The sequence below is a fragment of the Bradyrhizobium sp. sGM-13 genome (assembly GCF_018398875.1).
GTDB lineage: Bacteria > Pseudomonadota > Alphaproteobacteria > Rhizobiales > Xanthobacteraceae > Bradyrhizobium.
Genome location: NZ_JAGWDK010000002.1, coordinates 155,497 through 170,767 on the forward strand (window position 1 = coordinate 155,497; position 15,271 = coordinate 170,767).

Annotated in this window: 14 protein-coding genes; 5 read left to right on the forward strand and 9 right to left on the reverse strand. The window is 60.2% G+C overall.

Features of this window, described 5'->3' with window-relative positions; translation table 11 throughout:
- Positions 1-234: 234 nt before the first annotated feature.
- The 3 genes from KJQ96_RS03160 (at position 235) to KJQ96_RS03170 (ending at position 4,107) form a co-directional block, all read left to right on the forward strand.
- On the forward strand, positions 235-756 hold the full coding sequence (locus KJQ96_RS03160; protein ID WP_249733686.1) for a hypothetical protein: 522 nt from the start codon (positions 235-237) through the stop codon (positions 754-756).
- A gap of 112 nt (positions 757-868) precedes the next feature.
- On the forward strand, positions 869-2,602 hold the full coding sequence (locus KJQ96_RS03165; protein ID WP_213285253.1) for a type I secretion system permease/ATPase: 1,734 nt from the start codon (positions 869-871) through the stop codon (positions 2,600-2,602).
- Positions 2,599-4,107, forward strand: coding sequence for an HlyD family type I secretion periplasmic adaptor subunit (locus tag KJQ96_RS03170; protein ID WP_213285254.1), 1,509 nt, complete (start codon positions 2,599-2,601; stop codon positions 4,105-4,107). The genes KJQ96_RS03165 and KJQ96_RS03170 overlap by 4 nt, the downstream gene beginning before the upstream one ends.
- A 58-nt stretch (positions 4,108-4,165) precedes the next feature.
- Here the strand turns inward: KJQ96_RS03170 and KJQ96_RS03175 are convergent, their stop codons facing one another.
- The 9 genes from KJQ96_RS03175 to KJQ96_RS03215 all read right to left on the reverse strand — a co-directional run bounded on the left by KJQ96_RS03175 (position 4,166) and on the right by KJQ96_RS03215 (position 13,252).
- Entirely contained in the window at positions 4,166-4,921 is a 756-nt protein-coding gene (locus KJQ96_RS03175) for a response regulator transcription factor (RefSeq protein WP_249733688.1), read from the reverse strand.
- A 195-nt stretch (positions 4,922-5,116) separates the two neighbouring features.
- Positions 5,117-5,443: a hypothetical protein gene (locus KJQ96_RS03180; RefSeq protein WP_249733689.1), complete on the reverse strand. Its 327-nt coding sequence runs from the start codon at positions 5,441-5,443 to the stop codon at positions 5,117-5,119.
- A gap of 560 nt (positions 5,444-6,003) precedes the next feature.
- Positions 6,004-7,092, reverse strand: coding sequence for a ketopantoate reductase family protein (locus KJQ96_RS03185; protein WP_213285256.1), 1,089 nt, complete (start codon positions 7,090-7,092; stop codon positions 6,004-6,006).
- Between the two features lie 159 nt (positions 7,093-7,251).
- Positions 7,252-7,683 carry a CBS domain-containing protein gene (locus KJQ96_RS03190; protein WP_213285257.1) on the reverse strand — a complete coding sequence of 144 codons (432 nt, stop codon included), beginning with the start codon at positions 7,681-7,683 and terminating at the stop codon, positions 7,252-7,254.
- A 267-nt stretch (positions 7,684-7,950) separates the two neighbouring features.
- A complete protein-coding gene (gene oxlT / locus KJQ96_RS03195; protein WP_213285258.1) occupies positions 7,951-9,243 on the reverse strand; it encodes an oxalate/formate MFS antiporter in 1,293 nt (430 codons plus the stop codon).
- Positions 9,244-9,452: 209 nt separating this feature from the next.
- Positions 9,453-10,955: a tripartite tricarboxylate transporter permease gene (locus KJQ96_RS03200; protein ID WP_213251820.1), complete on the reverse strand. Its 1,503-nt coding sequence runs from the start codon at positions 10,953-10,955 to the stop codon at positions 9,453-9,455.
- 32 nt (positions 10,956-10,987) lie between these two features.
- A complete protein-coding gene (locus tag KJQ96_RS03205; protein ID WP_213285259.1) occupies positions 10,988-11,485 on the reverse strand; it encodes a tripartite tricarboxylate transporter TctB family protein in 498 nt (165 codons plus the stop codon).
- Positions 11,486-11,565: 80 nt separating this feature from the next.
- Positions 11,566-12,576, reverse strand: coding sequence for a tripartite tricarboxylate transporter substrate binding protein (locus KJQ96_RS03210; protein ID WP_213285260.1), 1,011 nt, complete (start codon positions 12,574-12,576; stop codon positions 11,566-11,568).
- Between the two features lie 538 nt (positions 12,577-13,114).
- Positions 13,115-13,252, reverse strand: a complete 138-nt coding sequence (locus KJQ96_RS03215; protein ID WP_213285261.1) for a hypothetical protein — start codon at positions 13,250-13,252, stop codon at positions 13,115-13,117.
- Between the two features lie 57 nt (positions 13,253-13,309).
- On the opposite strand from KJQ96_RS03215, the gene KJQ96_RS03220 reads away from it, so the two are divergent.
- Positions 13,310-13,621 carry a hypothetical protein gene (locus tag KJQ96_RS03220; RefSeq protein WP_213285262.1) on the forward strand — a complete coding sequence of 104 codons (312 nt, stop codon included), beginning with the start codon at positions 13,310-13,312 and terminating at the stop codon, positions 13,619-13,621.
- Between the two features lie 69 nt (positions 13,622-13,690).
- The gene (locus KJQ96_RS03225; RefSeq protein ID WP_213285263.1) at positions 13,691-15,109 is read left to right on the forward strand and encodes a sulfatase-like hydrolase/transferase; all 1,419 of its coding nucleotides are present in this window, start codon (positions 13,691-13,693) and stop codon (positions 15,107-15,109) included.
- The last annotated feature ends 162 nt before the right edge of the window (positions 15,110-15,271 follow it).

Here is a 15,271-nt window from a genome sequence, read left to right on the forward strand (position 1 = left end):
CAGGTTTTGATTTGACGCGTCTTCCTGGCGCGAACCTCTTCGCTTCACTCGAAACCGCTCGAGCAGCACTGGAGCTGCCCAGATCTCGGCGGCGCGACGGTAGCATTTCGGGCGTACACCGTTGCCACTGGGTGGCATCAGCTTTGGCGGCTAGACCGCTCCGGTGTCCAAATCCAAGATCATTGCTGTCCACATTGGGACGCACAGTGCACAAACCAAGTCAGGGAGTCTCACATGGCAAAGGCATCATTTCCTTCCGACACGATCGTGTTCAAGGCATCGACCGGCGGCAACAGCGCAGGGAACGGTGGAGACGGTTACAACGAGGGTAATATCATCAGCAACCCGAGCATCCACTTCAACCCGACCAACAAGGCCGAAGGCGCCGACGTCCACGTCAAGAACGGCGATGACGTCTATCAGAAGGCATACTGGGACGCCGGGGGCGCGAATGCGAAGGCGGAGAAGCATTCCAAGGCAGAGGGCGGCAAGGCCGTCTCGAATGGCGACCAGAAATCCGACAGCGGCCATAACAAGTCCGACGTGCATGCCAACACGAAGGCCTATCAGGACAATTGGCTCGCTGCGGACCAGAGTCAGACCGTGATGGCCGGCGTCGGCGGCGATGGCGGAAACAACAACAAGGCCGAAGGCGGAGATATCTACTTCAAGGCCAGCATCGAATCCGCGAACCTGAACGACGTGCTCAACGATTCCAAGTACTTCCATATCGACGATTCAGGCATGTTCAACTGAGCAATGCCTGTGTGGGGTGAGACCGGCGGCGCAATGCCGCCGGTTCTCAATTCGTCGCGGAGTCGACGAGGAATGGGCGGAAGGTTCGGACTTCAAATCTGGCGGGACCGCAATGCTGATGCCACCGCTCCGGCTGCAGACGATGTCACCACCGCGGACGCCGTTGAAGTCGGCGTTGCGGGCCTGCGCGGGGTCGTTCGGACTCGTTTTCGCGTATAGCTGCAGCTACAATCTCCTTCTTCTCGCGCCTTCCATCTATCTGCTTCAGATCTATGATCGCGTGTTGTCGAGCCGCAGCGGCGATACGCTCCTGATGTTGACGCTCATCGTCGCGTTTACCGTCGTGGTCGGCGGGGTGCTTGATGCGCTGCGCCGCGCCGCATTGGGCCGGATGGGCGAGTGGCTTGAAGAAGAACTCCATCCGGCAGCGCTCTCCGCATGCCTCAAATGCGCCCATGCTGATCGGGCGCGGGCATCGGATGCCTATCGCGATCTTGCGGTGCTGCGTCAGTTCGCCCAGTCCGGAGCCTGCTCGACTCTGTTTGACGCGCTCTGGACGCCGCTCTTCCTCGGGGTTCTCTTCCTCGTGCATCCCTTGCTCGGCGTGATAGGTGTGCTCAGCGTGCTCTTCCTGCTTGGGCTCGGGCTTGCCGAAGACTGGTTCACGGAAGCACCGCGGGCGCGGTCGGCTGCCGCGGCGACGAGGAGCCAGGGATGGTTCGGCATGGCCGTCGGAAACCTCCACGTGATCAGGGCTATGGGAATGCTCGACGGCACCGCGCGCCTGATCCGCCAGACTGCGCAGGATGCCAGGAGCGAGCAAGAGGTGGTCCAGCGCCGCCATGAAACCATCATGCTGATTTCCAAACCCGCGCGGGCGCTGGCGCAGGTCCTGATCATGGGTACTGCCGCCTGGCTCGTCCTGGAGCAAAGCCGAAGTCCCGGCATCATCTTTGCCACGACGCTTTTGTTCGGACGCGCTCTCGCGCCCGTTGAAGGGGCGGTTGCAGGCTGGAAGGCATTCGCGATGGCCTTGGCCGCCTACCGCCGGCTCAACGACGTCATGTCCGCCGTCACCACGGTTGCGAACGTCAGCGACCTGCCGGAGAGGCCGAAGGGCAATCTCATTGTCAACAATGTTGGCGTCGCCGTCTCAGGATCGGACTGTTGGATGCTGAAGGACGTCTCATTCAGTCTCGCACCCGGTGAATGCCTGGGCATCATTGGTCCATCTGGCTCCGGCAAATCCACGCTCGGCAGGATCATCACCGGAATCTCCGTGCCGACGGCAGGTTCGGTCCTGCTCGACGGCATCGATATTCTAGCCCTGCACGATTCGCGCGGCGGCGGGCGCCTCGGATATCTCCCGCAGGATATCGATCTGGTCGGAGAAACAGTAAAGGACATCATTGCACGGCTGGACGACGCCGATCTGCAGAAGATCACTGAGGCAGCGAAGCTGGCCGGCCTTCATGAGACGATCATTCGTCTCCCGCAGGCATACGATACAGTCGTCAATGGCGCAGCGGCCAACCTCCCACGTGGATTTCGCCAGCGCCTCGGCCTTGCACGGGCGTTTTTTGGCGACCCGCACCTCGTGGTCCTCGACGAGCCGAACTCCAGCCTGGACAGTCTCGGCGAGCGCATGCTCTTCGACGCCATCGAACGCATGAAGGCGGCCAATACAACGGTGATCATCATCACCCACCGGATCGGGATCCTCGGCGCAACGAACAAGCTCGCCATCATGCAGGGCGGCGCGATCAGCGCATTCGGTGAGAGCAGGGAAATTTTCGAACGGTGTTTGGCAAGGCCTCAAGTTACTGCGCGTGAACCTGTCTCATGAAGATTTCATTCACTCACGTCGATGTTCGGGAGATTCCACGCTGGCTGAGATCGGCGGCGCTGGCGCTGCGCGACCGGCTGCGCGGTGTCACCTGGATCCGCATCAAACGTCTTCACCGTCTCTTTGCCCGAAGAGGATGGCCTCGTCTAAAGATTGCATTCGCTCACGTAGAGATCTGGGACGTTCCACGGTGGCTGAGGTCGGCGCCGCCGGCGCTCCGCGAGCGGCTGCGCGGTGTCACCTGGACAGGAAATCTCCTGGTTTTCGGCTTCGTCATCGGTCTCGGTACCTGGTCGACCTATGCACCCCTCGAGAGCGCCGCGATTGCTGTCGGCACCGTCGAGTCCGAGTCGAGCCGCAAGACGATTCAGCACCTTGAGGGCGGCATCATCAGGGAAATTCTGGTCGCGGACGGTGACGTTGTCCGTGCTGGACAAACGCTGATCTCGTTGGAGGACACCAAGGCCCGTGCCGAAGCCCAGAGCCTGCAAGGCCAGTTGTGGGAGGCGACGGCGCGAGAGGCACGGCTGCAGGCGGAACAGCGCGGAGACGAGCGGGTATCATTTCCGGCCAGGTTGGAGATGGCGCAGATGGCGAGTCCATCAGTCGCGGATGTCCTTGCGGGTCAGCAAGCCATCTTCGAAACGCGCCGGCAGGTCTTTCAATCGCAAGCGGCCGTAAATCGGGAGAAGCGGTCGCAGGTGGAAAAGGAGATCGAGGGCCTCAGGGCGCAGGAAAGCGCGGCCGCAAGGCGCATCGACATCGTCCGCGAGGAAGCGGCAACGGTGGCCACGCTCGTCAGCAAGGGGCTTGAGCGGCGCCCGCGGCTTCTGAACCTCGAGCGAGAGATAGCTGACATCGAAGGACGGCGGGGAGAGATTGTCGCGCAGATATCGCGCGCGGGGCAGGTCATCAACGAATCCGAGGCTGTTCTCCTCAAACTGGAGCATGATCGTCAAAACGAGATCGCGCAGTCGCTGCGCGAGGTACAGAACCAGATCTTTCAGATATGGGAACGATTGCGGGCGGCCGACGACCAACTCTCGCGAACGACGGTCAAGGCGCCCGAGGACGGCGTGGTAACGGACCTGAAGATCCATACGCCAGGCGGCGTTATCGGCGCCGGGGCACCTCTCATGGATCTGGTTCCCCGGCAGGATCGGCTCATCGTGATTGCGCGCGTCAGGCCCGAAGACATCGATGTGGTCCGTCCCGGACTGAGCGCCGAAGTGAATCTCCTGCCCTACAATCAGCGCCGCATGCCACGTCTCCATGGGACTGTGACGCACGTTTCTGCCGACCGTCTAGTCGATAAGCGCACTGATCAGCCGTACTACGCAGCGAAGATTCGAGTTCAGGATCTGGTCGGCGCCGGGATCGATAATGTCCAGATTGTTCCGGGAATGCCGGCCCAGGTGTTCATCAAGACGGGTCGCGGCACCGTGGCGCTCTACGCTCTCAGCCCTCTGCTCGACAGCTTCCACGGCGCGTTCCGCGAGGATTAAGCTTGCGACCCGACCGGCGACCTCGGGCAGCTCTCAAGATGATCGCATGCGTGAGGGGCTAGGCATGACCGTTGGCTCGCCGGCTCCAGCGAACGACCGCCTCGGTGCGGTTATGCGCGGAGCATTTTCGCATGATACGTTGAATATGCATTTTTACGGTATTTTCCGACAGGTTGAGCCTGACGGCAATCAACTTGTTCGGAAGGCCAAGCTGCAGCGCCTCGAGCACATGTTGTTCGCGCGGCGTAAGGTCGACCATCGCCTTCTCCGGCACAATCCTGGTGGCGCCGTTGCCCTCGTTAGTTCCGAATAGCTCGGACGTATCTGGGCATCCCGATATCGTCTTGTGGCTTGTCCCTCCATTTTGCCCAACGATCGGTAACGGTCGGTAGACCCCACCGGCAAGGACCAGGCGTAATCCGGCAATAGCGAGTTCGACCGGGATCGATGTCGGAAAGAAGCCGCGCACTCCACGTTGCATTGCGGCCGAAGCCGTCGCATCGTCGTCGCGGTTTGACAACACAGCAACGGACGCTTTCGGGCAGGTTTCTGCAAGGAGGGCGAGGCTCTCCTCGATCGAGGGATCAGTGATCTGCTTGTGCCCGATATTCAGCGCAATCAAGCGGATGTCTCTACCGGATAGCCAGTTCAGGCCACTGGTCGTTGCCATCTCGACGATCTCGAATCCAGTGAGTTCTCTTTTGAGAATATTGAGGATGCATGTACGCGCCAGTACATGTTGCTCGATGATTACGAGCACCGGCGAGTTTTGTGATACCGAGGCTAGTTCCGCGGAATTAGAAAAATCGTCCATGATGTCCCCGAAGTCAGAGATTAGCTGTCTCCACAAGTTTTGATTTCCATTTTCCATGGAGCAAATCTGCCCCACACACTCTGCAGCGAATTGCTGCTGATCGCGACGTTGCTTCCGAGCTTCGAGTTCGTTCGCAACGTCGTCACGGACCTTCTGGTCCGTCGCAATAGATCTTCAGCGGTCTTATTATTCCGGCTAGCTGCAAATATTGCGGTACGCGCTCGCCGAAGCCGACTTGGCGGGGCCATCGACGACGTATGCTTCATCTTCCGTCACGAGATATAGAAACGGCCTGTCTCCGGTATCTTCGCCCGACGCCGTTTTTCCTTTGACACGGCCGCAAATGGTGTCGACGGACTGCCCGAGCGTATTTTTGCGGATGGCCCGTTTCATCTCACCGAACTCGGCGGACGCCGGCTCCTCCAACTTCGCAGCAATCGTGGTCTTCGCCTTGATAATGACCGGATCGGACGTCTCAGCGGGCCGACCAGATGCCGGAGCTTCGACTTTCGCTTCGATCATGGCGGACTTCGCCTTTTTCTCAGCGAGTTGGTGCCCGTCGCGGACGTCAATCGACGGCTCTTGCGTCTTCGTCGCGATTGCGGACTTGACTTTTGTTGCCGCAGAATGGGGCTTGGGTGGCGCTGACGCCGGTTCAATCGGCCGACTGGCCGCCATCCCGTTGAGACAGCCGGACCCACTCGCGTCTGTGCATGCTTCCATGCTCGCTTGCGGCGGTAAGAGGCAGCTACAGCCAACCAGGGTCGCAGCCAGAACACCAATGAGAAGCGTTCTCATGCTAATCCCTCAAAAAAGGGGCCTGAGGTGCGCTCGCAATTCTTGCGGCGATCTAAAATGTTGCGCTGGTTGTCTATCATTTGCGCAAAAGTCTTAACTGTTGCTAAACGCCCATCCCGCGCCGCGGCGGTGGGCCCGTGCACATTGCGGGGGATGGGCTCGAATTGGCCTGTCGGCGGCCAATGATCGAGCGCGTTTTTGAGCGAAGCAGGGACCGTTCGCGTAAGAAGCGCTTGAAACAAGAGACTAGAGCCGCTTTTAGCTCAATCAGAGCCGATAAGGCTCTACTTTGCTGAGACTGGAACGCCTCGAGGCGCGTCGGATGCTTCCGCCTCGATGCTCTTATTCAGTTTCTGGTTGACGATCTGGACCGTACGGTCGATTTCGGCGTTGGGTACGCCAAGCTGATGCGAAATCAGCTTCACCAGAAGGTCGACGCGCTCGATGGAAGGCGCGCCACCAGCGACCGCCCGGGCCGCCGACGAGGGCTTGAGAAGGCTTTCTGCTGCTTTGGCGTATTTCTCGAAAGGGACCTGATCCTTGGGATCGGCACCGAGGCGCTGGGCAATGGCATCGACATGGTCATAGATCGACTGCGAGAGATTGATATCGCCGTGCACCGCGTCGCAGATCGATTGCGGCTCGTGCGGCGTGATGCAGCGGTAATTCCCCGTCAACAGCATCGACCATTTGGCCAGAGGGACGAACATCGAATCGAACACTTTGAGCTTCACCGGAACGTCCTGGCCATCCAGCTTCACCGCATCGACGTCGGCTTCCAGCTCCCGAAGCAGCAAGTTATGTTTCTCATCCGCAAATGACGCTGCCTTGAAGTTTGTCGGCAGGCCGACGTGAAGGACATTTGCCGCCTCTTCCGGTGGACGGAAGGCCTGCGGATCAGGGGAGCAGAGCGACACCAGACCCGGTTCGAACCGTTCCCATACCGCAGCGTTGGTATAGGCGTCCTCCAGCTCCATTTTCGCAAGCGCCGGGATCCGTTTGAGATAGGGCAGGGGCGGCATGTTCATGATCGAAAGGCAAGGCAGCTTCGCCTCGGCGATCTTGATCATCAGAGCCTGGATCGCATGGTCGGTGTATTGCGGCTCCTGCATCGCAAGACCAACCAGATCATAACGGCAAAGATCGACGTCGGCGGGCTCGACCGCGTCCAGGGTGCCAGGCAGGTCGCGCGAGAAGATCGGCCGGTGGGCTGCCTCGTCGCGCAGCTTGATGCGAACTTCGGTGCCGTCGCGATTGATGAGTTCTGCCGTCTGCTTCCGGCAAACCAGGGTCACGCTGTGACCCGCCATCAAAAGCTTTGTCGCCAGCAATGAGCCATACGAGGCTCCAAGGATCAGAATGTTACGCGCCATGCGCCCTCCCACAGATAATGCTTTCCGGCGCGCCACACCTCCGGCGCAAAATTGCGAGCGCCTGCTTTGCGACAGGAGTTAAGCCGAATTTTCGGTGCGATACCGCCGGCTTCCCTGGAGTGCGGCCCATGAAATGCCGGCGGAGTTCGAAGGGACCGGTCAGGCCGACGCGGCCAGTCTGTAGGGCGTTGCTTCGTCGTCGAACGCTGCCGTGATGTCGCGAATGCTGATGACGCCGATCAGGCTGTAATTGTCGATCACCGGCACGTGGCGGATGTGATGCTTGCTCATGAGGTGACGGACATGCTCAAGCGTGTCCGCCGAGGTGCAGGAGACGAGCTGCTGCACCGAAATGAATTGCGAGACGCGCATGTTCACGCCGGCTGCGCCGTGTTCGGCGATCGCGCGAACCACGTCGCGCTCGGTGAACATGCCGACCGCCGTGTTGCCTTCGGTGCGGACGACATCCTTTACGACCAGCGCGCTGATATTGCCGGAGCGCATCAGTTGCGCGGCAATGGCGACGGTCTCGTTCATGCGGACCGTTGCGACACGGGCGGCTTTCTTGCGCAGGATATCTCCGACTTGCATGGCAACCTCCTTGGGTGACTATAGCGAAGTCTGGTATACATAATGCCAATTGTCAACACGCGGAACGTGGAATTTTCGCAGCCAAGATCGAGATAAATAGGCAGTATTATTGACGTTTCTGGAACGTGCCGTGACATTCCAGGGGGAGGGCCTCGGGCTTTATCGGTCTCAATGTGGCGTCAGGTATGCCAGAGCTTGCTGGTCGTCAAAAGAAAACGCGCCCACCCGGAGGTGAACGCGTCTTGTTCTTGCCGTGGATCGGTGTGGTCAGGCCGCAATCTGCGATTTGGCGACCACCATCTTGCGCCAGGGTTTTAGCACCGCGATCGCCAGCACCGAGGCCAGGATATTTGCGCCGGCCGCGACGATGAACACGGTGTCCCAAGTGCCTGACGACTGCTGCATGTAGTTCGCCACCGGCACCAACAGCGCCGCGGTGCCCTTTGCGGTGTAGAGCAGGCCGGCATTGGTGGCCGCGAACTTCGCGCCGAAGGTGTCGGTGCAGGTCGATGGGAAGAGAGAGTAGATCTCGCCCCAGGCAAAGAACACGAAGCCCGACAGCAGCACGAACCAGACCGGGTCGTGGCCCAGCATGTAGAGGCCCCAGATGCCGATGCCTTCCATGCCGAACGCGATGAACATGGTGTTCTCGCGGCCGATCATGTCGGAGATCCAGCCGAAGAACGGACGGGTCAGGCCGTTGAGGACGCGATCGATCGTGGCCGCGAACGTCACCGCCGTCATCGTCACCGCCATTAGCGTCACCGGCACGCTGTCGACCTTCCAGTCGACGGCGATCGGCTTGAGGTTGGCCGTCACCATCAATCCGCCCGCGCCGACGATCACGAACATGAAATACATCAGCCAGAAGATCGGCTGACGGATTACTTCGGTGGGTTGATAGTTGCGCCGGGTCTGGATCACGTTGCTGTTTTGCACCGTCGGCACCTGTCCCGCTTTCGGCGAGAACATCAGGAAGGCGAGAATGACGATGATGATGCCTTGGCCGAGACCGAAATAGAGGAAGGTGGTCTGGAAGCCGGAGTCCTTGATCATGGCCTGGATCGGCGCAACGGTCAGCGCCGAGCCCGCGCCGAATCCGGCGGCGGTGATGCCGGCGGCGAGGCCGCGCTTGTCGGGAAACCACTTCAGCGCGTTGCCGACGCAGGTGCCGTACACGCCACCCGCGCCGATGCCTGCGATGATCATGCCGAGATAGAAGCCGTTGAGCGTGGTCGCCTGGGCGTTGATCGCCCATCCGACGGCGCAGAGGATGCCGCCGATCAGGACGACGAGGCGCGGGCCGTATTTATCGACGAACCATCCCTCGACCGGCACCAGCCAGGTCTCGAACAGCACGAACAGCGTAAATGCCCACTGGATCGAGGCGCGATCCCATCCGAATTTCTGCTGGATGTCGGGGACGAAGAACGTCCAACCATATTGGTAGTTCGCGATCATCACCATCGCAGCGACGCCGATGGCCAATTGAGTCCAGCGATAGGCATCGCTCACTCGCGCCTCCGCGACGGGGGCTGCTCCGTGCACTGTATCCGTCATTCTTCCTCCAAAGGGCTGCTGTTCTATCGTTGCCTGACAGCTCGGCGCGAGTGTGGTATATGTTATGCCAGTAGACAAGAGAAAAATTTCCACACGTTTTAAGAATTCGCCCGCGTTCGGTGGAAAAGTGCACAAACGAAAAGGGCCGCGCGGTTGCGCGGCCCAATCCGTCGGAAGCGTCTTAAGCTATTGCTTTGCTTAGAGCTCAATCATGCGGTCGCCGCAGATCGCAGGCGGCTATATCCTTCCTGAATGAGCGACCAGAACAACGCGATCAATCCCAGGATCATGATCGTGCTGACCAGCGGATTGGAAAGGAATACCCCAAACGATCCCTGGGATCCCAGAAGCGATTGGCGGAAGGCCTCTTCGGCCTTGTCGCCGAGCACGATCGCCAGCACCAGCGGCGCGAGGGGATAGTTGCACTTCTTGAGCAGATAACCGATCACGCCGAACACCAGCATCAGCATGACGTCAAACGTGCTGCTATGGACCGAATAGGCGCCGATCGCGCACAGCACCAGGATCAGTGGCGCAATGATGCTGAAAGGCACGCGCAGGATAGCTGCGAAAATCGGTACGCAGGTCAGCACGACGATGAGGCCGACAATGTTGCCGAGATACATCGAGGCGATCAGGCCCCAGACGAATTCCTTCTGTTCGACAAACAGCATCGGTCCGGGCTGCAGGCCCCAGATCAACAGGCCGCCGAGCAACACAGCAGCCGTCGGAGAACCGGGCACGCCAAGCGAGAGCATCGGCAGCAGGGCGGAGGTGCCCGCGGCGTGGGCCGCGGTTTCCGGTGCGACCACGCCTTCGATCTCGCCCTTGCCGAAGTTCTTGCCGTTCTTCGCCATGCGCTTCGCGATGCCGTAGCTCATGAACGAGGCCGGAGTAGCGCCCGCCGGTGTAACGCCCATCCAGCAGCCAATGAAACAGGAACGCAATGAAGTCATCCAGTACTTGGGCAATTCCTTCCAGGTCTGCAGCACGACCCGCAAATTGATCTTGGCTTTTCCACCGCGGAAGGCGAGCCCTTCTTCCATCGTCAGCAGGATTTCGCCGATACCGAACAGTCCAATCACCGCGATGAGGAAGTCGAACCCGTTCAGCAATGGCGTGAAGCCGAATGTCAGCCGCAACTGGCCGGTGATGGAATCGAGTCCAACAGCGGCAAGCGCAAAGCCGATCATCATGGCCGCGATGGTCTTGAACGGTGGCTCCTTACTGAGGCCGACGAAGCTGCAGAACGCCAGGAAATAGACCGCGAATTTCTCCGCAGGCCCGAATTGCAGTGCAAAACCTGCAACCAGCGGCGCGACCAGCGTGATCATGACGACTGCGAACAGCGCGCCGACGAAGGAGGAGGTGAAGGCGGCCGTCAGTGCTTCGCCGGCCTTGCCCTGCTGCGCCATCGGATAGCCGTCGAACGTGGTGGCTACCGACCATGGTTCGCCCGGTATGTTGAAGAGAATCGAGGTGATCGCTCCACCGAACAACGCGCCCCAGTAAATGCAGGACAGCATGATGATGGCCGAGGTCGGCGGCATCGAGAATGTCAGCGGCAACAGGATGGCAACGCCGTTGGCGCCGCCCAGTCCCGGGAGCACGCCGATGATGACGCCGAGCACGATGCCGAGAACCATCACCATTATATTGAACGGCTGCAGCGCGACTGCAAAGCCGTGAAAAAGATTGACGAGTTCTTCCATCCCGATAATCCAATCCTGACTGAGCGTCGAAGTTACAGATCGAGCCACTCTTCAACCGGCCCCTTGGGAAGCGGGACCATGAACCAGCGTTCGAAAATGAAGTAGGTGACAATGGGCATGCCGAACGCCACCGCCAGCACGGTAAGCCAGCGGTATTTGCCCAGCCATCGCATGAACCATGCGATGAAGATGATCGAAGCGACGTAGAGCCCAGTGAATGGCATGGCGCCGACATAGATGGCTGTCGGAATGACGACACTCAGCACTTGGCGAAGCTGTCCCCACTCCGCGAACAGGGCGTCATTGTCTTCGCGCAGCCCGTGCCACAGATTTATCGCGCTGGAAGCGACGATGAAAAGCCCGATATAGAATGGGAAAAACCCGGCGCGGGGGCCCTCAGCGCCCCAATTGATCCCCGCCTTGAGGCTGCCGACGATCACGATCACTCCGAACAGAGCGATCAGTAGGGTGACGCCTGCTTCCACGAGCTTGTGGGTCGGGCCGGTGTTGCTCGAACTGCCTGTTGTCATCGAAACTCCATGCGCGATCCAGCCCGCGGAAACCGAGCCCGCCGTCTGCGTTGCTACCCTAATCGATCAGTGCTTCTCGGTCAGTTGCTCGGAGCGAGGAAACCGGCCTCTTTCATCAGAGCCTGATGACGCTTGTCCTCGGCCTCGACCCATTTGGCGTATTCTGCACCGGTCAGGAATGTCGTGTTGAATGCGCCGCTCTTCATGAAGTCCTGCCACTCAGGAGTGGCGCGAATTTTCTTGAACAGTTCGACATAATACTCGACCTGGTCCTTGGTGGCCCTGGGCGCCATGAAGATGCCGCGCAGCATCAGATATTCCATGTCGAGACCTGCCGACTTGCAGGTCGGAATGTCCTTCCAGGCCTTGCCGTCCGCAATCGGCTCGTCGTAGGCCATCGGCTTTGCATCAAAAACGCAGAGCGGACGCAGCTTGCCGCCGCGCCATTGCGCGACCGCCTCGATCGGATTGTTGACGGTCGAATCGACGTGGTTGCCGACGAGCTGAACGGCGACTTCGCCGCCGCCCTTATAGGGAATGTAGGTGAACTTGGTGCCGACGGCTTTTTCCACGGCGACGGTGATGATCTGATCTTCCTGCTTCGAGCCGGTGCCGCCCATCTTGATCGAGCCGGCGGGAGCGGCCTTCACGGCATCGATGTACTCCTTGGCCGTCTTGTACGGCTTGTCGGCGTTCACCCACAGCACGAATTCATCCAATGCCAGCATCGCGACCGGCGTGAGATCTTTCCAGCTAAACGGAATTCCGGTGGCAAGCGGAGTGGTGAAAAGGTTGGAGAGCGTGATGATGATCTTGTGCGGATTTCCGCCCGATCCCTTGACGTCGAGGAAGCCTTCGCCGCCGGCGCCGCCGGACTTGTTGATGACGACCAGCGGCTGCTTCATCAGAGTGTGCTTGGTGACGATGCCCTGGATCGTGCGCGCCATCTGGTCGGCGCCGCCGCCTGTGCCGGCGGGGACGATGAATTCAACGGGCCGCACCGGCTCCCACGCCGCCGTTGCGGGGGCCGCGACCCCGCCCGTGCACAGCGCCGCAATCGCTCCCAACGCAAGATGTGTAGAACGCCTCATTTGCTTCACTCCCGTTGAACTGTGGTTACGCCGGTCTTTGCCGGCTTGGTAAGTTCATTCCCGATCAAACGTTTCGGGTCTTCATGCACCCATGATCGTCGCGCCGCAATGGTTGCCTCATTGCGCGTCCCGCAGGTTCGAATTGTACGAGGTGCCTGATCGGGCGGCATCCGCTCCTTTCGGCCAATTGTGAGTCTGAGAGGCGCAAGAAGAGGGGTGGGCACGCTCACGCTGCCCGTTCCTTGCAATATCGCCTTCGCTGTCCCTTGCGGACTGCACGACCTAGCTCCCCCCTGGTATGCGCCCTTGTTCTGGTATGGGCGTTTTTAGAATTGTTGTATATGATATGCCACGATGCAACTGGTTTTTGGTTTCGACAGAAGACTCGGCCAATTTGTCGCAGGTGGCGCCCAAACAGGCAATCGGTGAGCGGCGAACGAAAACGGCCCCGGAAGCCGGGGCCGTTGGTCGAATGCAATCGATGGTTGCTGCGGGATTTCGCGCGGTGCCGCGCAAAAAAGCCCTTACTCTAGAAGCATCAGAGACCGAAATGGGGGAGCTCGCCGTTGCGAACCGCAATGCGGCTGCTCGCGATCAGCAGACGGTCGATGGAAGCCATCAGGCGGCCGAACAGGGTTGGGGAGGGCAGGAGGCCGATGGATCCAGTCTTGGACATGGATGTCCCCTTTCTGAAGTAGCGGAGAAGCCCCGCTTCGTGATACGGGGAGACGTTATGTATACCAGATACCACCAACAGTGGCTTTGTTTGCATAGCAGCAATCAGACGTTTGCATTGCAGCAACGAGTTGGGGTGCTGGCACTCCAGAATGAAAAACGCCGCCGGAAAACTGGCGGCCGTTGTATTCCAGAATCCCAAGGCTGCTTATTCCGCCGCCTGCTTCCGCGGCGAATCGACCGCGCCGGAGTCGTGGATTTCGGCGACCTGGTGATCGCTGAGGCCGAGGACCTGGCGGAGGCTCTCGTCGGTGTGCTCAGCGGCGACCTCGGTACCTTTTTCGATCGGAAGGCTTTTTTGCAATCGTGAGAACAGACGCTTTACCTTTCGCCGTTAGATTGCAAAGGACAGGTTACACATCGACGAGGATGGCCAGTAATGAGCGAAGCGACGACGTTCGCCGCGTCCGGCGTTGCAGAAACTGCGCGCCGAAGCTGGCGTACGTTGCTGCTGCCCTTCAGCGCGCCTAACGCGCTCCTGCTCGCGGGCGGGCTGCTGCTCCCGAATCTGACTTCGCTAGTGGGGCTGACCTCGATCGTCGACATTGCTCTGCCGCCGCGGACCTTCGCGATCATATTCTATGCAAGCCTTGCGATCCTGGCGCGCCGTATTCCGTTCGCGTCCACGGTTGTGCTGTTCCTCTGCGTGCTCGCCTTCGACATCGTGCAAACGCTCTCGCTGCTGTTCCGCCTTGAGCCGATGGAGCTGATGGTCGCCATCGAACTGGTGCGCCACCTGCATCTCTTCGCCTCGCCACTTTATCAGGCGCTGATCGGCACCATAGCAGCGACTACGCTGGCGGCGCTGGCGTGCCTCAGTCGGCGTAGCATGCTCATGCGCGGTAATGCCATCCTCCTTTTCGTTTTGGCGCTCGCCTTTGCCACGCTCGATTATCTCAGCAATATCACGTGGAACTATCATTTCGGCTCAATGCTCGGCCGTGATAAGCCCGTCCAGTCGGCAGCCGAGGTTTCGGGTTTCACCGCCGCGGCGACCGCACACGGCAACAACGTCGTCCTGGTGATGGTCGAGGGCCTTGGATACCTGCTTGATCAAGCCGCTCGCGAGCGCATCGCCGCGCCGCTCTTCGACGCGGACGTTACCAAAGACTATATCGTCACCGGAGGTCATACCCCCTATTACGGCTCGACGACTTCGGGCGAGATGCGCGAGCTGTGCAACACCCGCACCTTCTATGCCGATTTTGTTTCGGGAGACACGGCCTCCTGCCTGCCCAACTTGCTCAAGGCGCGGAGCTACGTAAACATCGCCGTGCACGCCTTCTCGGGTGGCATGTTCGAGCGGACGAAATGGTATCCGACGGTTGGCTTCGACAAGGAGCTGTTTGGCGAAGACCTCGTCGGGACGACGCACCGCACCTGCGGCAGCACCTTCCGCGGCGCCTGCGACGCCGATCTAGCGCCGGCAATCTCCGCCGCGTCCCGGGAGGCGGCGAGGGAAGGCAAGTCGCGCTTCATCTACTGGCTGACGCTCAACACGCACGTTCCGATCGCGCCCAACGAATCCCAGACCGATTTCCATTGCGGTCGTGACGGCAGCGGCTTCGGCGAGCTCAGGGTGTGCCAAATGGCGGAGCTATGGCACGACGTTTTCACTGTGGTAGCGAAGATCGCGCGTGACCCGGCCGTCGGCCCGGCCGACATCCTTGTGGTCGGCGATCATGGGCCACCGCTGTGGTCGAGGCTTGGCCGAGCACAATTCGCGGACGGTCAGGTTGCGTGGTATCGGCTGCAGCCGCGTAGCAGCGCACTCGTGCCGAGGCGGCAAGCGCAGTAAGCCGAGCGTCACATCTTGAATCGCTTGGACAGCGAGGGCCGGCCCTGCGCCCTTGTGGCTGAAGCCTTGTAGCCCGCGGACGCACCTTCGATGCGACCCCGCGAGCGGGAGAGGTGCAGCGGGTGGCCGCCATACCGATTCAACCTGACTTCCTCCCGCCCT